This window comes from Mechercharimyces mesophilus (genome assembly GCF_059818345.1).
Window position 1 is genome coordinate 206,945 of sequence record NZ_JCBAPH010000001.1, and the last position, 20,921, is coordinate 227,865.

At 42.9% G+C, this 20,921-nt stretch carries 22 protein-coding genes; 20 read left to right on the forward strand and 2 right to left on the reverse strand.

The annotated features are described in order from the left end of the window. Positions 1–113: 113 nt before the first annotated feature. From greA to AC6RGY_RS01230, 7 genes are all read left to right on the forward strand, one after another. A complete protein-coding gene (greA, locus tag AC6RGY_RS01200; protein WP_499859031.1) occupies positions 114–590 on the forward strand; it encodes a transcription elongation factor GreA in 477 nt (158 codons plus the stop codon). Positions 591–710: 120 nt separating this feature from the next. After that, a complete protein-coding gene (locus AC6RGY_RS01205) occupies positions 711–1,106 on the forward strand; it encodes a hypothetical protein (protein ID WP_499859032.1) in 396 nt (131 codons plus the stop codon). Between the two features lie 19 nt (positions 1,107–1,125). Continuing rightward, on the forward strand, positions 1,126–1,902 hold the full coding sequence (locus tag AC6RGY_RS01210; RefSeq protein WP_499859033.1) for a nucleotidyltransferase domain-containing protein: 777 nt from the start codon (positions 1,126–1,128) through the stop codon (positions 1,900–1,902). 6 nt (positions 1,903–1,908) lie between these two features. Next, the gene (locus tag AC6RGY_RS01215) at positions 1,909–2,394 is read left to right on the forward strand and encodes a hypothetical protein (protein WP_499859035.1); all 486 of its coding nucleotides are present in this window, start codon (positions 1,909–1,911) and stop codon (positions 2,392–2,394) included. Next, positions 2,372–2,716, forward strand: coding sequence for a hypothetical protein (locus tag AC6RGY_RS01220; RefSeq protein ID WP_499859037.1), 345 nt, complete (start codon positions 2,372–2,374; stop codon positions 2,714–2,716). Before AC6RGY_RS01215 ends, AC6RGY_RS01220 begins: the two co-directional genes overlap by 23 nt. Next, positions 2,716–3,963 carry a glutathionylspermidine synthase family protein gene (locus AC6RGY_RS01225; RefSeq protein WP_499859039.1) on the forward strand — a complete coding sequence of 416 codons (1,248 nt, stop codon included), beginning with the start codon at positions 2,716–2,718 and terminating at the stop codon, positions 3,961–3,963. The genes AC6RGY_RS01220 and AC6RGY_RS01225 overlap by 1 nt, the downstream gene beginning before the upstream one ends. An 87-nt stretch (positions 3,964–4,050) precedes the next feature. Further along, positions 4,051–4,488: a DUF350 domain-containing protein gene (locus tag AC6RGY_RS01230; RefSeq protein WP_499859040.1), complete on the forward strand. Its 438-nt coding sequence runs from the start codon at positions 4,051–4,053 to the stop codon at positions 4,486–4,488. Positions 4,489–4,821: 333 nt separating this feature from the next. Here AC6RGY_RS01230 and AC6RGY_RS01235 read toward each other — a convergent pair whose 3' ends face one another. After that, a complete protein-coding gene (locus AC6RGY_RS01235; RefSeq protein WP_499859042.1) occupies positions 4,822–6,861 on the reverse strand; it encodes a golvesin C-terminal-like domain-containing protein in 2,040 nt (679 codons plus the stop codon). Positions 6,862–7,054: 193 nt separating this feature from the next. Then, complete coding sequence (locus AC6RGY_RS01240; protein WP_499859044.1) at positions 7,055–9,037, reverse strand: poly-gamma-glutamate hydrolase family protein; 1,983 nt, start codon at positions 9,035–9,037, stop codon at positions 7,055–7,057. 224 nt (positions 9,038–9,261) lie between these two features. Here AC6RGY_RS01240 and nagZ point away from each other — a divergent pair, with 224 nt between their 5' ends. The 13 genes from nagZ (at position 9,262) to AC6RGY_RS01305 (ending at position 20,873) form a co-directional block, all read left to right on the forward strand. Further along, a complete protein-coding gene (gene nagZ / locus AC6RGY_RS01245) occupies positions 9,262–10,998 on the forward strand; it encodes a beta-N-acetylhexosaminidase (RefSeq protein ID WP_499859045.1) in 1,737 nt (578 codons plus the stop codon). 223 nt (positions 10,999–11,221) lie between these two features. Then, a complete protein-coding gene (locus AC6RGY_RS01250) occupies positions 11,222–11,800 on the forward strand; it encodes a sulfurtransferase TusA family protein (protein ID WP_499859047.1) in 579 nt (192 codons plus the stop codon). A gap of 27 nt (positions 11,801–11,827) precedes the next feature. Further along, positions 11,828–12,955, forward strand: coding sequence for an MBL fold metallo-hydrolase (locus AC6RGY_RS01255; RefSeq protein WP_499859050.1), 1,128 nt, complete (start codon positions 11,828–11,830; stop codon positions 12,953–12,955). Positions 12,956–12,979: 24 nt separating this feature from the next. Then, positions 12,980–13,213: a sulfurtransferase TusA family protein gene (locus tag AC6RGY_RS01260; RefSeq protein WP_499859051.1), complete on the forward strand. Its 234-nt coding sequence runs from the start codon at positions 12,980–12,982 to the stop codon at positions 13,211–13,213. Beyond that, positions 13,213–13,689, forward strand: a complete 477-nt coding sequence (locus tag AC6RGY_RS01265) for a DsrE/DsrF/DrsH-like family protein (RefSeq protein ID WP_499859053.1) — start codon at positions 13,213–13,215, stop codon at positions 13,687–13,689. The genes AC6RGY_RS01260 and AC6RGY_RS01265 overlap by 1 nt, the downstream gene beginning before the upstream one ends. Before the next feature lie 17 nt (positions 13,690–13,706). Next, positions 13,707–14,483, forward strand: a complete 777-nt coding sequence (locus tag AC6RGY_RS01270) for a sulfite exporter TauE/SafE family protein (RefSeq protein ID WP_499859054.1) — start codon at positions 13,707–13,709, stop codon at positions 14,481–14,483. A 112-nt stretch (positions 14,484–14,595) separates the two neighbouring features. Further along, positions 14,596–16,005 carry a DHA2 family efflux MFS transporter permease subunit gene (locus AC6RGY_RS01275; RefSeq protein WP_499859056.1) on the forward strand — a complete coding sequence of 470 codons (1,410 nt, stop codon included), beginning with the start codon at positions 14,596–14,598 and terminating at the stop codon, positions 16,003–16,005. 357 nt (positions 16,006–16,362) lie between these two features. Next, positions 16,363–16,629, forward strand: a complete 267-nt coding sequence (locus tag AC6RGY_RS01280) for a metal-sensitive transcriptional regulator (protein ID WP_499859058.1) — start codon at positions 16,363–16,365, stop codon at positions 16,627–16,629. A gap of 403 nt (positions 16,630–17,032) precedes the next feature. Then, positions 17,033–18,139 carry an acyltransferase gene (locus AC6RGY_RS01285; protein ID WP_499859060.1) on the forward strand — a complete coding sequence of 369 codons (1,107 nt, stop codon included), beginning with the start codon at positions 17,033–17,035 and terminating at the stop codon, positions 18,137–18,139. Between the two features lie 322 nt (positions 18,140–18,461). Then, complete coding sequence (locus tag AC6RGY_RS01290; protein ID WP_499859061.1) at positions 18,462–18,896, forward strand: hypothetical protein; 435 nt, start codon at positions 18,462–18,464, stop codon at positions 18,894–18,896. Between the two features lie 71 nt (positions 18,897–18,967). Beyond that, positions 18,968–19,369, forward strand: a complete 402-nt coding sequence (locus tag AC6RGY_RS01295; protein ID WP_499859063.1) for a PIM8 family immunity protein — start codon at positions 18,968–18,970, stop codon at positions 19,367–19,369. Positions 19,370–19,783: 414 nt separating this feature from the next. Then, positions 19,784–20,146, forward strand: coding sequence for a DUF7674 family protein (locus AC6RGY_RS01300; protein ID WP_499859064.1), 363 nt, complete (start codon positions 19,784–19,786; stop codon positions 20,144–20,146). Positions 20,147–20,513: 367 nt separating this feature from the next. Then, positions 20,514–20,873, forward strand: coding sequence for an Imm50 family immunity protein (locus AC6RGY_RS01305; protein ID WP_499861402.1), 360 nt, complete (start codon positions 20,514–20,516; stop codon positions 20,871–20,873). Positions 20,874–20,921 lie beyond the last annotated feature (48 nt).

Genomic DNA, 20,921 nt, shown 5'->3' on the forward strand with positions numbered 1-20,921 from the left:
GTCTCTCTCGGTCCGAATGCCAGGTTGCAGGAATGTTCCCGCACCCTTGGAATAGAAATAGGTTAACTTCATTCGGAGGAGGGCTTTTTTTGATAAAGGGAGGAAGAACGGTTATGTCGACGAATAAAGAGGTTTTATTAACTGAAGAAGGTTTAGAGAAAGTAAAAGATGAGTTAGAGCAATTAAAAACGAAGAAACGCCATGAAGTAGCGCAGCGCTTGAAAGAAGCGATTTCACAGGGTGACTTAAGTGAGAACGCCGAGTACGATGCTGCAAAAGAAGAGCAAGCTTTCGTAGAATCACGTATTGTGACCTTAGAAAATATGATCCGTAATGCGAAGATTATTGATCAAGACACGCAAAATAAGAACTACGTAAGCATTGGTGCCCAAGTGACGATTCAGGAAGTGCCTGATGGCGAAGAAGAAGTGTACAAGATTGTGGGAAGCGCAGAGTCTAACCCTTCCGAAGGAAAGATCTCCAATGAGTCGCCCATCGGGGCTGAACTGATTGGCAAGCGTGAAGGAGAAACCGTTAATGTTCCTACTCCGGGTGGAACGATCCAATTTAAAATTGTGTCCATAGACTAGCTACAAAAGGGTTGTAGTGAACCAGATTCGGCACCTTCGCCTCTGGCGAAGGTGTTTTGCGGATCGGTGGATAAGAGATGGCTTCGACTGAGAAAACCTCAAACAAGGGAGAGGGATCATATGTCTAACTTAGCAGTCGATGATTTGTTGGTGGGTGGATACGAGATTGAAGAACAACAACCGGAACCTTTTATTTCGTTCGAATGTTCAGATGTCGATCAAGTGAAACGTATTCGACAATGGCTCGAAAGTTACGTTCATGCGTCTAGTGGCCTATTGGAGCAGATCTCTATTAAAGTGGAGCCGGTGGAGACCGATGTGCTTTGTTTTTCGGTTGTGACCACAAAGGACCAAGATCCCTCGATAGAAGAAAAGGTATTCAAGGATGAAATGTGGCGCATTTTTCTTGAGTGCTATCGACAAACCGACCATGTCTTGTTATTGCTCTCCTTAGAGGGGGAATTCCAGCTCGATCCCTATTACCGGATTGCCAAGAAACACATCAAAATTTTGTAGAGAAAGGTTGCTATCGTCTGTGCAAGAAGTGATTCAAGCAAAGTTGCGAGAAATAGAAGAGGAAGAAAACGTGACCGTTTTGTACGCAGTGGAATCCGGATCGCGCGCATGGGGATTTGCTTCCCCCAACAGCGACTACGATGTGCGTTTTATTTACGTGCGCCCTCTTAAAGAATATTTACGGCTGTCTCCTCCACGTGACGTGATCGAGCGTCCAATTGATCAAGATTTGGACATCGTGGGGTGGGATTTGTATAAAAGCCTTCGTCTCTTTCAGAAATCCAATCCCTCCATGGCAGAATGGCTCGATTCTCCGATTGTATATGTGGAGAGAGGAAGTTTTGCCTCCCTACTACGAACCTGGGTAAAAGAGAGGGTTTCTTTTAAACGCCTTACTTATCATTACTTACATATGGGTCGTCGCCATTACGAGGAGTTTATTGAAGGAGAAACACACGTCATTCTCAAGAAGTACCTCTATACGCTCCGTGCGGTTTTGGCGATGCGTTGGTTGGAGAGTGGTGAAAGCATTCCACCTACCTCTTTTAACGATACAGTAGCAGGTTTAGATTTATCGCCTACCTTAGTGAAGAAGATCGAGGAATGGTTGGAAGTGAAGAAGCGGGCGGAGGAGAAGGGGCGAATCATGGCCGATCCTTTCGTCAATGATTTTATCCGGGATGAGCTCCATCGGTTGGAAGGAATCGTATCCACCTTACCTGATGCACGCATAGAGGCATCTGCATTGGACGAGCTCGTTTGGAAGCAGCTCATGCAAACAGAAGAAGAGAGGTAAAGGGTCATGAAGTCGTTGGAATATCGCCTGAAGGAGGAAGAACGAGGGTTTCCTTTAATTGCTCGCTATCCGGAAGTGACAGAAGGCGAGATTACTACGCGTGCACTCTGCGATTATTTCGTCAAAGGAACGAAAGTATACGAACTGGAGTCAGTCGCACTTGACGGAGAGAAAGTGATCCTCTTTGTGCAGGAAGCAGCGGAAGAAGAAGTGATTAGTGAAGAGCAGATCGAAGCACCACAGTGGCAAGGGATGAAGCTGGAGGTACGTCATTTTCTCGAAGAGGCTACTTATTATCCCGTGCGCCATACCTGGTATCTCTCTAGCTACGAAGAAATCGCTTTGCGGTTGATGAGTGATGAGCTCCGTTTGGATGGACAAGTATGGTTAAAAACTTCGGCGGAAGTAGATGAAAATCGCAAGACCTATGTCCTTTATTTGCAGCCGAGTGAACGGAAGGAGAGGGAAAATGGACGTGAAAAATGGGGTTGAGTGGAGTAAGACGGCTAAAGTGGTCAGTCTATTTGCTACTGCGGCGCTTATCTCGACCGGCTGTACAGAAGAAGTACAAGAAGAAGAGGAGTTTGAAGACGCTGCTTATGAAGAGGAGTTTGCTGAGGAAGAAGTCTGTTACGACGAGGATGAAGATGGCTATTGTGATGATGGAGATGGCAAAATAAGTAGCAGCTATATTATGAAGAATGGGAAGAAAGTATTTAAAAAAGTGTCGGGTATTAGCTCCGGTTCTTCTGGTAGTAGCTCAAGCAGTGGGGGACTGGGAAGTAATTCTCGTTCTTCAAGCTATGGGGGGTGATGCACGTGCCTTCATCTTATGAAACCAGGCGGCAAGCGATCTACACTCCTTTGCGAGAGGAAGGCGTGTTTACATGGGACTGGCTCTACGGTGAAGAGTATGCCCTTGCCAGTGTGAATCCAATTTCTCGTTCCTTTTATCGTGAAATGATGGTGGCGACCGAAGCATTGGGCCGCATTTTTGCCCGTGTGATTGAAGTGGTGCAAGCAGGAGAGGATGAATTGTTGGCATCCCTCGGAATTCCGTCTGCTACTTTTGACGCTGTACGTACGGTGGTCGACCCGAAGATTCCAACCACAATTGGCCGCTTTGACTTTGCCCAGACCGCACAAGGATTGAAGATGTTAGAGTTGAACGCGGATACGCCGACCGGTATTGTGGAAGCTTTCTATGTGAATGGACGGGTGTGCGCGGCTTTTGGTGAAGAAGATCCCAATCACGGAAAGAGTGCAGACATTCAGACCGCTTTCCATCAAATCATAGAGAGCTATCGCAAGCAGGGACGTAAAGCAGAGCAGATCGTTTTTAGTTCCTTGGGCTGGCATGAAGAAGATGCGGGCACGGTTCGTTATCTGCTGAATCAATCGGGCCTGGCGGGGGAGTTTATTCCTTTAGCCGATCTACGTGTCCAGGATGAGCACCTATTTGCACTACGAGGAGAAGAGTCCATTCCTATCGATATGTGGTACCGCCTTCATCCGTTGGAAATTCTGGTGGAAGATCGCGATGAGGATGATTACCCAACAGGGGAACATGTCCTCGATTTGGTCGCACGCGAAAAGCTAGCCTTGATTAACCCTCCGGCGGCGTTTATCGGGCAGAGTAAGGCATTGCAAGCTTTAATATGGAGCCTACATGAAGAAGGTCAGTTTTTTACCGAAGAGGAACACGAGGTGATTGCCACCTATATGCTCCCTACTTATCTTGAGAACCGTTTTCTCCACCAACAGCCTTATGTGGAAAAGCCGATATTTGGTCGAGAAGGGGGAGCGGTGGTCTTGTATGATGCAGAAGGCAATATTGACGCGCAGGATGTAGAGGAGAACTACTGGCAACAGATGAAAGTGTATCAGGCGCGCGTGGAAATGGAAGAAGTGGAGACGATGACGCAGAAAGGGCTATTTCGTGGACAGCAGTTGTGGGGATCTTTCCTAATTGGTGGCCGGGCATCGGCGATTCTATCCCGAGTGGACGGGCCCATTACAGGCAACCTGTCGTATTTTCTGCCCGTTGCACTACGCGATTGAACTGATTTCGAAGTTAGCTGAGAAGCATGCGAGTAATGTTAACGAAGGAAGAAGAGCATTTCCAATACAGAGAGGAGAAAATTTATTATGATGGAGCAGTTGCCTTATATCCTGAGCTTTTTGACCTATTTGGGTGTGACCTTGCCCGTATTGGCATTTGGTATCCTACTTTTCTTGATTACTACCCCATACAAAGAGTATGAACTGATTAAAGCGGGAGCAGAGACGGATGATCCGCAGAAGATTCACGCTGCCAAGGCAGCTTCTTACGATTTAGGAGGAAAGATTCTTGGCTTGGGACTGGTATTGGCGTCGACGGCCATTCATGCAGTTAGTCTGGTAGACCTCGTCATCTGGGGTGTCATCGGAGCGGTCTTTCAAGTCCTCGTCTTTTATTTGTTTGAGTTGGTGACGCCCTTCCGTGTGGTATCTGAAATTCCTAAAGGAAATGTAGCCGTCGGGATTTTTGCTTGTTTTCTGAGCGTAACCACCGGCTTGTTGATGGCGGCGTTGATTAGTTATTAAGGGGAGGAACTTGAAAGATAGTGACGATGATCACCTGGTTTCAGCTTATGCTGACTTGCGAGAAAACAGATGGAATGTTGATTCTACTTGATTGATATGGCCCGGAAGTAGAGATGTAATCCCATTCAGAAAGATAAACGTAATCCGTGCTTAAGGAATGAAGAGGTTGAAAGTATTCCTATGGTGCTCTTTTTTGAGATAGTGCGTATCTGTTAAATAAAGGATAGACATAGAAAGAATAGGGATCAGCTATACAGAAGCCTTCCATCACCAGACTCACTGGAGAAGGAAGGCTTTTTATATTCATGCTACTAAGAGTCATGCATAATTACCCTATTTGTCGCCTACTTTTTCTATGCGAATGGCATCCGCGATGACATAGCCATCAGCATTATCGGTTTGCACAACTTTGTTGGTCCCGCTATTAAAGTTGTAGGTACCGATATCTATCCATGTTGAACCGTTTTTGGTTTGGTCTACCTTTCGGGTGGTGGTTCCCTCTGTTGAATGAACGGTATAGGGCGCACTGGTAGCGCGATCAAATGCGGCCGTATAGGCAACGGAGACGCGATACGTACCTGCTGTTTCTAAATTGAAGTTCCAGGTAAAGGTGTTGTTTCCTTCGCCGGTGGAATGGTATTGATAGTTGGAGTTGTAATACCCAGAGACATTTGTAGAGGTTCCCCATGTTCCCTCTTGATGATGGTCTGGATCCATATTATCTAATGTGAGAGTGTCCAATGTCGGTTGCATTTTTTCGATACGAATGGCATCAGCAATAACATAGCCATTGGCGTCATCCGTTTGCACAATCTTATTCGCACCACTGTTGAAGTTATAGGTGCCGAGGTCAACCCATTTTCCTCCATTCTGTTGTTGGTTTACTTCAAGAGTGGTCTCTCCCTCTGTGGAGTGAATGGTGTAAGGAGAATCGGTTGCACGATCAAAGGCGGCAGTGTAATAGGCGGATACGTTATAGGATCCCTCAGAGGGTAAATCAAAGTTCCAAGTAAAAGTGTCTTCTCCAGATCCACCGGAATTGGCTTGGTAGTTCGTACTGTAATAGCCGGATATATTGGTGGATTGAATCCAGTTCCCAGTGGTTGCATGAGCATCATCTTGGTTATCAAGAATGAAAGTATTTTCATCTGTATTCCCATAAGCAGATATGTCAAGTAATTCATTTACGGTGACGAGCTCATACCCTTCTCCTCTGAGATAAGAGATGATCTCGGGTAAGGCTTCAACGGTAGCTTCTCTATTTCCGCCTCCATCATGTTGGAGTAAAATGCTTCCAGAGCGAGCCTGATCCTTGACAGATTGTAAAATTTGATCCGCCGTTCGACCAGACTCCCAGTCGACTGTATCGACATCCCAATTGATAATTTCGTACCCCTTGCTTTCAATTTTATTCTCAATTCCACTAACGGCACCATAAGGAGGACGCATTAATCCGACTGATACCCCAATGTTACTTTCGACTTCGGTGAGGGTACGATCCAATTGATTTTCAATTTCTTCAGTGGATAGATTGGTTAACAGTGGATGGTCCCACGTATGGCTGGCGATGGTATGTCCTTCCTCATAGGCTCTCTTTACAAGGTGGGGATAGCGATCAGTGTTTTCTCCTAGGACAAAGAATGTAGCTGGAACATTTTCTTCTTTCAGAATATCTAAAATACGGGCAGTATATTCGCGGTGTGGACCATCATCAAAGGTAAGAGCCACTTTATTGGAATCACGAGGACCATTGTAATGTGTGGCTGGTTGTGGCCCGTCAGGAGTAGGTGCGTGATTCGGCTGATCTTTTTTCGATTCTACAGGGGGCTGGACTTGTTCATAGTTAAAGTGATTGTGAGACTCTTCAGTAGGAGCACTTAACCGCTCCAGGCGAATCGCATCCACATCAACCGTGCCCTTGGCCTTATTGGTTTGAATGATTTTGTTGCTTCCTTTCGTAAAGGTGTATGTACCTACCTCTACCCATTCCTGTTCCTTTTCTTGCTGATTGATCTTTTCAGTGATTTTTCCGTTTTTCTCATAGATTGCATAGGGAGCTTTAGTAGCTCGGTCTGCCTGAGGAGTAAAAGTCACCCACAGACGGTACTTTCCTTCTTTGGGGATGTCAAAGTTCCATTGGAATCGAGCGGAAGACTCCTGTGGATTTCCCTTACTTTCTAAATGGTTAAAGCGATAAAATCTCTCCCCTTTTGTGGAAGAGGACCAGTCTCCGTTTACTATGTGTTCGGGATCTGAGTTATCCAGTGTAATATATTCAGGTGGCTGGTAAGTATCAGGGTTGGCCGTTGCCACTGTAACGAAGCATGTCAATAGCATGGCAAAAAGTGTGATTAGGGTAATCCCCTTTTTCATTGTCCCTCTCTCCTATTCTGGTAGTGACTTTCTATAAAACTATTTAATCTACCTTTCCATTATAATGAAAAAGGAGGAAAGAGAAAACCACCGAAGTGAGAATCACAAAAAAGAAGGATTATACAATAAATAACTACTATATACTAGAAAAAACCATCGCGAGATAGAGCTCTCACAACGGTTTTCTGCCAACCTATCTTCCTATTCGTTTCATTTCTATAATATCTGCTTTACGCCAGTCAGCTAATGTTTGGTATTGGGTACCAGAAGAGGAATAGCTACGTAAAATGGTGTTAGAATCCACATAGAAAGCAACATAGTCAGAGTCACCATCTTGATCTTGGTCGAAAAAGATGAGGTCCCCAGGTTCAGCCTGTTCAAAGGAAACTTCTTTTCCGAGCTGACGTTGCTGATCCGAGTAACGGGGCATTCCCATGTGATGTTTTTGGAAAACGATTTGTACGAACCTAGATGAGTCAGGAGTAATTAGGGGGGTATTACCATCCTCATCGTTGGGGGCAATATCCCTTACTTCCTCCTGATCCACCAGCTCTGTAGCTGTTTGAAAGAGCTCACTATTTAGAGGGATGACTCCTTCAAGATCTAATAGACGTTTACTTCCTACTAAGGCATCTTGCCAATAGGAAGAGAAAGAGGTATAGCGAACACCTTGTGAAACCGTCGAGTGGAGTAGAGTGTTTTCATCGATATAAATGGCGACATGCGTGATGATATCATCATGATCACTGTCGAAGAAGAGTAAATCCCCTTGTTGCCATTCTTCCCGCGGAATATCGAGTCCTACTTGTGACATGTCGTGTGCTGTATCAGGAAGAGAAATCCCCTTTTCTCCCCAAACATCCCGCACAAATTTGGAAGCATACGTGGTGCCAGGTTCTCCATCAATGGAATGAGGAGTTCCTAAATATTTCTCACCGATTTCGACGATATCGGCTTGGGTTACTGTAGGCAAGGCTTCATCGATCATTCGTTTAACTGAAACGATATTGTTTTTGCGGTTGTCCGTAAAGTATGTGTAATTGACACCGTAAGTATCTGTTGCATGTAACAAGGTATGTTCATTGATATAGATTGCTACATGGTGTATTTTCTCTACATTGGGTGATTCTTCTTTATTATCAAAAAAGATAAGATCGCCTTTTTTTAGTTGAGGTTTTATTTCGTCAAAAATTAAGCGATCGCCTTTTTCTTTTTCGGTTCCTTCTCCGATGAATGTTTCTGGTGCAGAAACTGAAACAATCGTTTTGCCTTGAGTGGATTGCTCTCGCGAGTTGCGCATGAGATAGATCCCATTTTCACGAAATACCTGCTGTGTAAAGGAAGAGCAGTCAAACAATTGATTGGATTCGCTATAGGAATCTGCTCCCCATTGATATGGCGTCCCAATATATTTCTCTGCGGATCTTAGGACATCGTTCGTTTTAGAATAGACTGGAAGGTGAGCATCGGAAAATGCCATTTCTTCTGCAGCTAAGAACGGGGTGTCTTCATTTTCGTCAAAGCTATTTCGTATGGCCTGAACCAAGCGATCGTATTGTTCATTCTTTGTTCTTGCTCGATCATCGGAACCTGTGTGGTCATCAAATAGACTTTCGCGAAGGGCTTTCGTTAGTTCTAATTGAACTCCTTTTTCTGTTGCTCCTTTGTTGACGATATTTTCTTTATTAGTACCAGCGATTGAACCTGTGGCTATACGCGCATCAAATCCAGATGCAGTTAACTGGGCAATCATGCGATCTCGTAAAGCTGTATCGAGTCCACCGACATAGATGGCTTTTTCTTCTCCTGAAGTACCGTGTACAGAAAGTACATTTTGCGCTGAAGAGACTAACTGAAGTGCTTCCGGATCACTAAAGTTGGTTGATGTGACGTGTAGCTCACTATTGCCACTGGAACGGACTCCTTCAAATTTATAGAGAGAGTAGTTTTCACCAGCAATCCCTTCGGCGACTTCGGAAGTTCCTGGCTCAATTCCTCCGCCATGAATAGCGAGCACAGCAACTGATCGATCGATGATGGTACGTGAATAGTCTACATTTTCCTCATTTTGATCGACTAAGTCAAAATAGTCTTCGTACTTATCGGTCGCATAGCTAATACTAGAACCTAGTACGAAAGAAAGTATAAAACCACTGATAAGTAAGCTCTTTTTCATCCTGTTCCTCCTTATTTGCTCATCCCACGATTGCTAGTATAAGGGGATCAGTAGCTTTTGTCCAATAGATTGTTATTAATTGTAATAACTAGGTTAACGGCGGCGACTACTATTTTCTTATTTGATCAAATAGCAATACAAGCTTTCACTATGCTACACTTTGTAGAAGTGAAAAATGATTTTTGTATACTGTTTAGTTACATTTGAAATAAGGGCGGGGTTAGATGCGAGGAGTTACTAAGGGTAAGATGTTTGGGGTGCTTGCTATACTGCTGGCTAGTCTATGTGCGTTGTTTTTTGTTTTCAATCAATCTGGCGAACCTGAGACAAAAGAGGAGCAACACCGAACCGAACTGCCTTCTACAAAAGAAGGCTTGGAGCAATGGATAGAAGAAAAGATGTCTGAGATGAGTCTACAAGAAAAAATAGGACAGATGTTTATGGTGGGGTTTGAAAGCGAAACACAAGCCAAAGAACTGATTGCTCAGCAACATGTAGGAGGAGTGATCCTCTTTGGCCGAAATATCGAGAGTCCGGAGCAAGTAGCGGCTTTAAATACAAAACTGCAGGAACAAGCAACAGCAGCGGGAAAAGAGATTCCGTTGTTGATTTCGACCGACCAGGAAGGTGGAAAGGTGGTACGCCTAACAGAAGGGGCGACGGTTTTCCCGGGAAATATGGCGTTAGGTGCAACCAAAGATCCAACACTTTCTTATCAGGCTTCTCTCGCTATGGCCGAAGAACTGCGGACACTGGGGATCAACATGAATCTAGCTCCCTCCTTGGATGTGAATAGCAACCCTGAAAATCCGATCATTGGTGTCCGGTCTTATAGTGATGATCCTGAAATGGTGGCTGAAATGGGTCTGGAGGCAGTTCGTGGACAGCAGGAAGGTGGTGTTCTCAGTGTGGTGAAGCATTTTCCTGGCCATGGGGATACTGGAGTGGATTCGCATATTGATCTACCTACAGTAGACAAGGAAGTGGAAGCACTAGAACAAATCGAACTCCTTCCATTCCAGCGTGCGGTCGATGAGGAAGTGGAGGCGATGATGGTTGCTCATATTACGTTCCCTACACTAGATTCAACACCTGGGATACCAGCCACCTTATCAAAGCCGATTATGACGGGGTATTTGCGTGAGAAGGCTGGATATCAAGGCGTGATCATGACGGATGATATGGAGATGGGAGCGATTGCAAACAATTTCGGTTCGGCTGAGGCTGCGGTTCAGTCCATACAAGCCGGGGCGGATATTGTTCTGATCGGTCATACCTTATCTACCCAACAAGAGGCGATAGCTGCTGTGCAAGAGGCAGTAGAAGAAGGAGAAATTACTGAAGAGCGGGTGGATCAATCTGTCGCTCGTATTTTAGCGTTGAAGGCTAAAAAAGTGGGAGATGCTTCAATAGTAGAAGCGCCTTTTGCTAGTGATTTGGATAAAAGAAAGCCGATATTGGAAGATGCCTCTAAATTAGCAGATAAGATTGCTGAGGAATCCATAACATTAATACAGGATGAGAAGAGGACGATCCCCTTGGATGTTGAACAGAAGAGATCGTTGTTACTCGTAGGAGTACAACAAACGGATCAATTAGCAGCGTTGTTTCGGGAGCGAGGGTTTCAAGTAGCAACACAGGAATTGGAGTTGGAACCAACATCAGCAGATCGATCATCTATTTTGGATCAAGCGAAACAAGTGGATACAGTGATTATTGGAACTTACCAGGCGAATCGCTATGAGGGACAAGCCATGCTGGTAAAATCGCTCTCTGAGGAGGGGAAGGAAGTGATTGTCCTAGCAACCGATACCCCATATGATGTAATGGCTTTCCCAGAAGCGAGTACCATTCTTAGCACATACGGTACGACGGAAGCCTCTTTACAAGCGGCTGTAGATGTAATTACAGGGAGTGTAGAGGCAACAGGGTCCCTGCCCGTAAGTGTGCCAGGCCATTAATCTAGGAGGAATCATATAGGAAGAAAGAAATCCTTCTCTCACGTATGTGCGAGCGGGATTTCTTTTTTAATTACTGTTGACAAATTCTTTGTCGTCGCATACTATATACCCATAGGGGTAACAGCATATTAAACACAGACTATAATCCGGTCTGTATTTTTTTACCTTTCTCAATATACCCATACAGGTATATGTAAAAACGAATAATAAGGAGGCATCAACCATGTCCATCAAAGTAGATGTACAACTCGATTGCCAAGGGCTATCCTGTCCGATGCCGATTGTACGAACCAAAAAGGCGATAGACCAAATGGAGCCAGGCCAAGTACTCGAATTACAAGCGACCGACCCGGGCTCACATGCAGATATCCAAGGCTGGGCGAAGAATACTGGGCACCAATACCTCGGGACGAGACAGGAGGGGGAAGTTTTGAAGCATTATCTACGTAAATCCAAGCCGAGTGAATTAAAAGAAGAACACCAACATTCGCTTGTGATGAAAAATGAAGAGCTTGTTCGAGAGTTGGAGCAATCTAAAGCGCCATTATTAATTGATGTGCGTGAGCCAGCGGAATACGCTTTTGGGCACATTCCAGAGGCGATATCCATTCCGTTTGCGCAATTAGGTGAGCGTCTACACGAGCTTCCAAAAGAGAAGCGTATCTATGTGATCTGTCGTACTGGGAACCGTAGCGACATGGCAGCAAAACAGTTAACGGAACACGGTTATCACGATGTGGTTAATGTCATTCCAGGTATGTCCCAGTGGAATGGAGCCATTAAGACAGAAAGCAACGAATGATCATCCATATAGAGGAGGGAGAAAGACATGCAAAAGATGACGGCTCAAGAAGCGGCAGAAAAAGTGATTCAAGGTGAACTATTTGTGCTTGATGTACGCAATGAAGAAGATTATCACAATTGGCGAATCGAAGGAAAAAAAGTAGAGTCGGTCAACATTCCTTACTTTGACCTATTAGATGGGGTAGAGCATGCATTAGAAAAACTCCCCCAGGATGAACGTGATATTCTGGTTGTTTGTGCCAAAGAGGGCTCCTCTCAATTTGTAGCAGAGCAATTGGTGGAAGCGGGTGTCGATGATGTGTACTACCTGGAAGGTGGTATGAGGACGTGGAGTGAAACCCTTTATCCCGTAAAAATTGGTGATCTAAAAGACGGAGGCAGTATCTATCAGTTTAACCGTATCGGAAAAGGGTGTCTTTCTTATCTTATTGAGTCTAAAGGAGAAGCCACCATCATCGATGCGGTGCGCATGACGGATGTATATGAACAATTTGCGCAGAAGATGGGGTTAACCATCAACTACTTGTTGGATACCCACTTACATGCTGATCATATCTCTGGTGGGCGAGCTTTAGCAGATAAGTTAGGAGCGACCTACTACCTTCCACCAGCCGATGCGGAAGAGGTGATTTTCTCTTTTGAGCCTTTGCAAGAAGGGAAAGAGCTTCAAATAGGTAAGACGCGCATCCAAATCCAACCGCTCTACTCTCCTGGTCATACCATCGGGAGTACCTCCCTCATTGTAGATGAACAGTACCTTTTATCAGGAGATATCTTGTTTGTCGACTCCATTGGACGCCCGGATTTAGCGGGGAAAGCGGAGGACTGGGTAGGGGATTTACGTGAGACCCTTTACGAAAGGTATAGAGCGCTTTCTTCAGAGCTGATCGTTCTCCCTGCTCACTTTGGCAAAATGAGTGAGATGGATGAAGAGGGACGGGTGTTTGCTAGATTGGGAGATTTGTACGGAAATAATACCGGATTGCAAGTAGAAGATGAAGAAAAGTTCCGGCACATGGTAACGGATGATCTGCCTCCTCAACCCAATGCTTATCAAGAAATTCGGTTGACCAACATGGGGAAAATGACCCCTAGTTCGGAAGAGCAACGTGAGATGGAAATCGGACCTAACCGCTGTGCGGTAAACGACTAATGAAACATCAAGGAGGAAGAACAAATGAAAATTGACCACGTACTCGATGCCACTGGCCTATCCTGCCCACTGCCCGTTGTCCGTGCTAAAAAAGCGATGGATAAATTACAGAAGGGACAGGTGCTCGAAATTCATGCTACCGACTCCGGAGCGGAGCAAGATATCCCTGCATGGGCTAAGGCAACTGGACATGAAGTCATGGAGCAAGAGCAAGAGAACGGCGTCCATGTATTTCGGATAAAGAAAGGAAGATTGTAATGGAAAACAAGAAATCAACCATGGTTGTCTTTAGTGGCGAATTGGATAAAGCGATTGCTAGTTATATCATAGCGACTGGATCAGCTTCGATGGGAAACGAAGTGACGATGTTCTTTACCTTTTGGGGATTAAACATCCTGCGTAAAGAACAGGCTGTACCAGTGAAAAAATCCTTGTTGGATAAAATGTTTGGCAAGATGCTTCCCCGTGGACCAGAGAAATTAGGAACTTCTAAGATGAATTTTGGTGGATTGGGTGCCAAAATGATGAAATACACCATGAAAAAGAAAAACATCGTTACTTTACAAGAGCTGATTGAGTTGGCACAAGAGCTGGATATTAAGATGGTTGCGTGTACCATGTCGATGGATGTATTGGGAATCACGAAAGAAGAGCTGATTGATGGTATCGAATATGCAGGCGTTGCTTCCTACCTTGCAGAGGCGAATGATGCCAACCACAACCTATTTGTATAAGAAAGAAGGGGACCGTGATGGATATTTCATTTATCCTTTTACTATTTCTCATCGGCTTTAGCGGTTCCTTTATCTCGGGAATGGTAGGGATCGGGGGCTCAATCATTAAGTATCCTATGCTCCTTTATATCCCTCCTCTCTTGGGGTTTGCCGCTTTTAGCACACATGAGGTTGCAGGTATTAGTGCAGTCCAAGTCTTTTTTGCAACGCTAACGGGTGTCTTTGCCTATCGTAAAGGGGGCTACCTAAATAAGTCACTAATCCTTTACATGGGAATCAGTATTCTTATCGGTAGTTTTATTGGAGGATACGGGTCCAAGTTTCTAAGTGAGGGTCAAATTAATGTAGTATATGCGATCTTAGCGACGGTAGCGGCGGTCATGATGTTCATACCGAAAAAAGGAAAAGAAGACATTCCGCATGATCAAGTGACCTTTCCCCCCTTGATAGCGGTAATTTCAGCCTTAATCGTGGGGGTTGCGTCTGGTGTTGTGGGAGCGGCAGGTGCGTTTCTCTTGGTTCCGATCATGCTAGTCATTTTAAAGATCCCCACACGAATGACGATTGCTTCGTCCCTTGCGATTACGTTCTTATCTTCCATTGGTTCCACAGGGGGCAAGATGGTAACCGGACAAGTCCTCTTTCTACCGGCATTGGTGATGGTCGTGGCAAGCATTCTTGCGGCTCCTTTGGGGGCAATGGTGGGAAAGAAGACCAATACGAAAGTATTGCAGTGGATTTTAGCCATCCTTATTGTCGCTACGTCTATTAAAATTTGGTATGAAATCCTTTGATATTAGATAACTAATGGCATAATGATCGCATCATCTTGCTTTGTATTTATAAGGGAAACTAGGTAAGACTACAACAGAGTATTTTCAGATCAAGAATAGGGAGCCTATAAAATTGAGAAAAACAGAAAAAAATCAATCAATCAATGTGGGTCTGTTGCTTGCAGGGGTTTTTATTGCGATATTGAATCAAACATTAATGATTACTGCAATCCCTCCCATTATGGATGAAATGAATGTTACTGCAAATAGCGCACAGTGGCTGACCACTGTCTTTATGTTAGTGAGTGGCATCATGATTCCAATCAGTGCCTTTTTATTAGAAAAATTTACGACAAGGCAGTTGTTTATCTCTGCTATGAGTATATTTTCAGTGGGAACGGTTGTCACTGGGATTGCACCTAATTTTGAAATCCTCCTTTTAGGAAGAGTCATTCAGTCTGTTGGAGCAGGAGTCTTGCTTCCATTAATGACTACCGTATTTTTGCTCATCTTCCCTGTCAATAAGCGTGGTGCAGCAATGGGTCTTGTCGGCCTTGTGATATCCTTTGCTCCAGCCATTGGTCCAGCATTATCAGGTTGGGTGATATCGCAATTTTCATGGAGAGTCTTGTTTTTTATTACTTTGCCTATTGCTCTTATCGATATTCTGGTTGCATTTATTTTCTTGAAAAATGTCACTGAGGTTTCTAATCCAAAATTGGATGTACTTTCAATCGTATTGTCTTCATTTGGTTTTGGAGGGTTACTTTATGGTTTTACAAGTGCTGGAAACTACAGCTGGTCCCATTCAGCAACGTTACTTTCACTCACGATAGGCGTTCTATCCTTGCTTTTATTTATTTTCCGTCAATTAAAACTGAAACATCCTATGCTCGAATTCCGTGTTTTTACGTTTTCAATCTTCCCATATGCTATAGCAATTGGAATGATCAGCTTTATAGCCTTATTTGGAGCAGAGACAATCATCCCACTCTATATGCAGAATATGAGAGAATTTTCCGCCTTCGAGGCAGGTCTTGTCTTATTACCTGGTGCATTGATTAATGGGTTAATGTCACCCATTGTGGGTAGTGTATTTGATAAATTCGGTGCAAGGTGGCTCGTATTGATTGGCTTCATCATCATGACAGCTTCATCATTTGCGTTTACAACTTTAAGTCCATCGACAACGCTGACTTATCTTACTGTCCTCTATGGGATTCGAATGTTTGGTATTTCCATGGTTATGATGCCTGTCGCAACAGCTGCTTTGAATCAGTTACCAAAAAGACTAATTCCCCACGGGACAGCCATGGATAATACGCTGAAAATGGTTGCAGCTTCGGTAGGAACTGCTATCCTCGTTACAGTTATGACCAGTACGGCGGAATCAGCAAAACAAAGCCCGAACATTGCCTATCCGGATATACATGGAGCAAATGTTGCTTTTATGGTCCTTTCCATTCTTTCCTTATTAGGACTAATTCTCTCCTTTCTCATTAAGTATCATCGCCAAGCAGAGGGTGAGAACGATGGAAGTTGACAGAGGAACGTATGTTGGGTTACCGTCCATCAACCATGCACTAAAGAGAACAGACACTCCCACGCAGTCTGCTTACATCCTGGGGTGTGATACAAACTATGATTGTTTTATTATGTAGATGGTCATTCTTTATATAATAGACCATTATACTATCCGGGAATCTACTATAATAGAGTAGGTAATCGGGAATAATGAAGCAGAAGTATTGTAGTGTATTGTAGTTAGGCACAGATGCAAAGGAGGAAGCGACCGAATAGCATAGTCACTTCAAAGCATTGGGAGAGAACTTCCTGTATAATGTGTAGTACACATGAAGAGTTTTATATAAAGGTTTCTTAAAGAAAGGTGGGGTGAGGCATGGATTATAACGATGATGTGAAGAAACGACTAAGGCGCATAGAGGGACAGGTGCGAGGAGTCCTACGCATGATGGAAGAAGAGAAAGACTGCAAAGACGTGGTCTCTCAATTGTCAGCTATTCGCTCGGCTGTCGATCGCTCCCTTACCTACGTCGTTACGCATAATCTGGAAAAATGCCTGCGCGAAGAGCTGGCAAAAGGAGACGATGCCCAGACAGAAAAACTCTTGGAGGAAGCCATGAGTTTGATGGTACGTAGTCGCTAATGAGAGGAGCATTCCTGCAAGATAAGGAGTGCTCCTCTATACATTTAGCAGGGATATAAGAATTACCATCGGTACAAGAGAGCGAATGGATAAACGGTGGACGGTTCGAGCTAGTGCAAAAATACCGTTCTTTTTCTACTGGGAACGGGTCAGATCTCCGATAGATAAGGTATGTATCAGATAGCGTTCCCAGTATGGAGAACATAACTTCAATGGGAATGAGATTGAAATTTCTTTATAATCAAGGTGAAGTATATTAAGTTAATATCATGATTTGAAGAAGGTTATATATTGCTCTTATTCTCCGTTTATTGACAGGTAAGAAGGAATCCACTATGCTACATGGTGTGGAAATGAATGAATACGGCATTGCTTTTACAGTGAGTAGAGTGGAGGGAAGACGATGTCTACCAAGTCCTACTTGCATGAGATAAATTTTATGAGAGGAGTTGCCTGTCTTCTTGTCGTTGCTGTACATGTAACGGGTGGTATCTATTATGCACAGGAACAAAATTGGGACATAGTATTATACATAACTAATCAGCTTTTGCGAATTGGAACACCAGTATTTGCTGTTATTAGTGGATTTTTGTTGTTCTATCAAGTGCGCAAGAGAGATTTTGAATTAGTACACTTTTTAGAGACCCGGATCAAAAAAATTGTATTTCCATTTTTATTTTGGAGTTTGGTCTATCTACTCTTTTTAAAATATGTTTTGCTTGGAGAAGATGTCTATAGCTCTTTACTCCAATTTGTTTGGACTATATTTAAAGGCGATGCTCATTATCATCTGTACTTTGTCTTTTTGGTTGTGCAATTCTATTGTGTTTTTCCATTATTACAAAGGATTCGGTCCAATCGTGCGTGGCAGATTGCTCTCGTTCTTTCATTCCTAGTGACTGTAGGATGCATGCTAATTTTGTACATACCCGTTCCTAATGGGATGTCTATCTTAGGTGATCGTCATTTTCTTTTACCTATTTGGCTTTTTTACTTCATGTTGGGAGGTTTTTTTTCCTATCATTGGTCGCTGGTACGTGAATGGGCAGTTACGTATCGACGTTGGCTTTGGATAGCAATGACCCTCATTCTAATTGAAGGGACAGTGGAGTGCATTTTATTGGAGAATTTCGCTTCTTTGCGTTGGCAACACTTAATAAGTATTCCAGTGTTCTCGCTCGCTCTAATCGGTATCTATCCTATAGTGGAAAAATGGGGGAGATTGAGAGATAGTATTCTTACCATTGGAACATATGGCTTTGGAATCTATCTTGTTCACCCACTTATATTAAATATTGCTCTCGAGGTTATCCCTAATTTTTTTTGGTCTATTGAATGGTTTATTTTATTATTTGCCCTAGTTTTAGTATCTTCCTATCTCTTTATAAAAGTAATTGAACGCTTACCGTATCACACGTATATTGTAACTATTCCTCAGAGAAACAAGATGGCCAAAAATATTGTGCCACATTTGCCGAAACATCCAGTAAAAGAAAGTCAGTCTTCTTGAGAGACTGCGCTAAAGTATATGTATGTTTTGAGGATAGAAGGCCATAGCCATAGGGGGTATTATAATCAAAAGCAGAGTCTATAAATTGGGTATAAATTCAAGTCAACTCTGGAAAAGTTGTATCCTTGTTTCCATTGCTCATGCTATTTCGACTGCTAAGTATCCCGAGTTTTCTTATGAGAACTCATGGGACGGAATAAATTATAGTGTGAATGACAGTCAAGGGACAAGAGGTACCATTACGTTTCATGAGCAGTGTTGCATTGCTGTATGTAGAGATGAAAAAAGCGAACGATGTTCACTAGAATACCTTCGCAATCCGATGGAGTATTTTGCAGGAGCGGGATCTGAAATTCTTCGTATTGCTCAAGAAGAAGCGCTTCAATATATGTTAGTTGAGGTTGATGGTAACCCAGAGAGTATTCCTGTTATCACTTCCGCTTTATGGAGTGTTGGAAATGAGCTTGTTTCGTGTGATACATATGAGGGGCTAGTCCAGCATGGAGGCCATATTCTTGCAAAAAGCTTATTACCTTTGGAGAAAGCTCTCGAGACAGTAGAAGAAGAATATGAGCTGAGTAAAAATGAGATGATTTTACTGAAGGATATCTATAAAAGAAAATCAGAGAATCCTAAAAGAGAAATTATTCTATCCAAACGAGATGTTGCGTTGCTTGAATTTGAAGGGCAAGAGGGGCTACAGGAAAGTGAGGTATCTTTCGAAGAAATAGGAATTCGTTTCGATGTATGTCGCTAATTGGGTCAGCTATTTAGGTAGCTGGCTCATTAATTTTACTTTTAATCTTATACAGAAGGAGTTGTATGTAAATGAAAGGATTACATAAAATCACAAAAATATTTCCTGATTTTTCATTCATAAATATGGAGTATATAAGAGATCTGAAATACTATACAGAGCTACAAGATGTGATCCTTATAACGGCAAACAATACAGCCAATTTAGAGATCACATTTATAATGAGCTCAGATAAAAAAGATGGTCTTTTTGAAGTGAAGATCCGCTTCTTCAGAGTAAGAAATTTTAAACTAGTGGGTGGAGATTCTCTTATTCAATTAGGTGGATTTGAAGTATTAAACATTAAAAGTTATGGATGGGAAGATATCAGATACCATATTTATGACTTTGAAATGAATCATATTGACTTCTATTGTAAAGAGATAGAGATTTTAGGGATTGAAGAGATAATGTTTTTGGATAACAATAAATGAATAAAGGATTTGGAAGGAACCGAACCCCTTGTTCACTATGTAAAATCGGTCCTCGTACGTCTGGTACGGCTATATACTATAAGATGGAATTTATTTAGTAAAAAAGTCGGAAGATCTATAAAAGAGAGGTTAAGAAGTCTGCGAAGTTCAGGTTGAGGACAAAGTGATCGGGACGACCGATGAAGACCCTTTTTGGGTAAAGGATGTTGATTCGATGAAAAGACCTCGTCACAGGCGTTCTCTCTGAAACGGACGGTGGATGTGAGCAGGTTGTTGACAAGAGTGCAAATAAGGATAAACAGATAACAGTCTATAATGGGAGAGGGAAATCTGGATGCTATGATTACAAGTTAGCAACAGATTTATATGTTGATCTATAGAGATCTCTAAATGGGAAATGAGGTGGTTTTTATGTTGAATAAAGGGAATGTAGCAGAGGAGTTTCTCAAAGTCTTTCCTGAGTTCACCGATGAATATGAGGAGCATGTCGAGTTTAATAATGACTTTATAGCTCATGTATTTTTTGGTGACTCATTAGCTGTAAAAATTGTTGAAAAAATAAAGGTAGATGATAAGGAGTGGCTGAGAAAGGTGTTCTCATTTTTGGAGAGAATGGAGACAGAAGGAGATCGATTTGTTAAAAATGTACTTTCCACCGCAATTCTTGAATATGTGGGTGATAATCCTTTTGTTTTGTTAACCGCATATGACTACATGGGTAGTGGTTCTAGACAATCGTCAGATCTTATCGAGAGGCAGTTGGGGAGAAAAGAGTAGATAAATAACAAATTATTACCAATTTTTATAGTAGTATCTATGAACTATGGAGAGACATTGGATTATTTGGAAAAGTAGAGTAGTTGACAGAAGGAAGATCACAGGAAGTGGCGCAATTGGCTTTCTCTCGATACCCGCCCCCGCTACAAATGATACGTACGTTAAGTATTGGAACAGCGCACAACAGTGAATTCTCATGTTTTATTCTAATATGCTTCGCACACCTTGTACTTCCATCACTTCCCCTTCTGTGAACCAGGTTTGTAGGATAGTAGTGAATTGTAGTAGTATTTTTCATAGGTATCACTCTCTTTGTGGGTATGCAAGCACACTATAATTTTAGGAAGTGAGCATTATGTGGATAGATATGGTTACTGATTCCAGAGCTATTCATGCGATATATTCTAGTATCCCTGAATTGAAGGATGGATATATAAATGCAGTTATTCTAAAAGATTTAGTACTGGAATTAAGAGTTCTTTCACATGAATTTCCAGATCCGCCTCCAATGAAATGGAGGCAACGGGGGTGTAGCATGGTACAATTTCACTTCCATCTTGCTGATATCGAGGAGCTTAACCTAATTGATTGGTCTCCTGACGAGATCTATGAAATAGCATTTACTCGTGAGGAGAACCAAATGATTCGCTTCATAGGGGTGTCATCTAGGTCTAAGATAGAATGCTTGTTTCGATGGTTGACAATGCCAAGAATATCAGCAATTTAGATATTGTAGATTGCTCTGTAGCTAGGACTTTGTTAGAGGGAGTATTGG

What these genes read in the sequence shown, in the direction of transcription:
- greA (WP_499859031.1), top strand. Translation starts at nt 114, where the DNA reads ATGTCGACGAATAAAGAGGTTTTATTAACTGAAGAAGGTTTAGAGAAA.
- AC6RGY_RS01205 (WP_499859032.1), top strand. Translation starts at nt 711, where the DNA reads ATGTCTAACTTAGCAGTCGATGATTTGTTGGTGGGTGGATACGAGATT.
- AC6RGY_RS01215 (WP_499859035.1), top strand. Translation starts at nt 1,909, where the DNA reads ATGAAGTCGTTGGAATATCGCCTGAAGGAGGAAGAACGAGGGTTTCCT.
- AC6RGY_RS01220 (WP_499859037.1), top strand. Translation starts at nt 2,372, where the DNA reads ATGGACGTGAAAAATGGGGTTGAGTGGAGTAAGACGGCTAAAGTGGTC.
- AC6RGY_RS01225 (WP_499859039.1), top strand. Translation starts at nt 2,716, where the DNA reads ATGCACGTGCCTTCATCTTATGAAACCAGGCGGCAAGCGATCTACACT.
- AC6RGY_RS01230 (WP_499859040.1), top strand. Translation starts at nt 4,051, where the DNA reads ATGATGGAGCAGTTGCCTTATATCCTGAGCTTTTTGACCTATTTGGGT.
- AC6RGY_RS01235 (WP_499859042.1), bottom strand. Translation starts at nt 6,861, where the DNA reads ATGAAAAAGGGGATTACCCTAATCACACTTTTTGCCATGCTATTGACA.
- AC6RGY_RS01240 (WP_499859044.1), bottom strand. Translation starts at nt 9,037, where the DNA reads ATGAAAAAGAGCTTACTTATCAGTGGTTTTATACTTTCTTTCGTACTA.
- nagZ (WP_499859045.1), top strand. Translation starts at nt 9,262, where the DNA reads ATGCGAGGAGTTACTAAGGGTAAGATGTTTGGGGTGCTTGCTATACTG.
- AC6RGY_RS01250 (WP_499859047.1), top strand. Translation starts at nt 11,222, where the DNA reads ATGTCCATCAAAGTAGATGTACAACTCGATTGCCAAGGGCTATCCTGT.
- AC6RGY_RS01255 (WP_499859050.1), top strand. Translation starts at nt 11,828, where the DNA reads ATGCAAAAGATGACGGCTCAAGAAGCGGCAGAAAAAGTGATTCAAGGT.
- AC6RGY_RS01260 (WP_499859051.1), top strand. Translation starts at nt 12,980, where the DNA reads ATGAAAATTGACCACGTACTCGATGCCACTGGCCTATCCTGCCCACTG.
- AC6RGY_RS01265 (WP_499859053.1), top strand. Translation starts at nt 13,213, where the DNA reads ATGGAAAACAAGAAATCAACCATGGTTGTCTTTAGTGGCGAATTGGAT.
- AC6RGY_RS01270 (WP_499859054.1), top strand. Translation starts at nt 13,707, where the DNA reads ATGGATATTTCATTTATCCTTTTACTATTTCTCATCGGCTTTAGCGGT.
- AC6RGY_RS01280 (WP_499859058.1), top strand. Translation starts at nt 16,363, where the DNA reads ATGGATTATAACGATGATGTGAAGAAACGACTAAGGCGCATAGAGGGA.
- AC6RGY_RS01285 (WP_499859060.1), top strand. Translation starts at nt 17,033, where the DNA reads ATGTCTACCAAGTCCTACTTGCATGAGATAAATTTTATGAGAGGAGTT.
- AC6RGY_RS01290 (WP_499859061.1), top strand. Translation starts at nt 18,462, where the DNA reads ATGGAGTATTTTGCAGGAGCGGGATCTGAAATTCTTCGTATTGCTCAA.
- AC6RGY_RS01295 (WP_499859063.1), top strand. Translation starts at nt 18,968, where the DNA reads ATGAAAGGATTACATAAAATCACAAAAATATTTCCTGATTTTTCATTC.
- AC6RGY_RS01305 (WP_499861402.1), top strand. Translation starts at nt 20,514, where the DNA reads ATGGTTACTGATTCCAGAGCTATTCATGCGATATATTCTAGTATCCCT.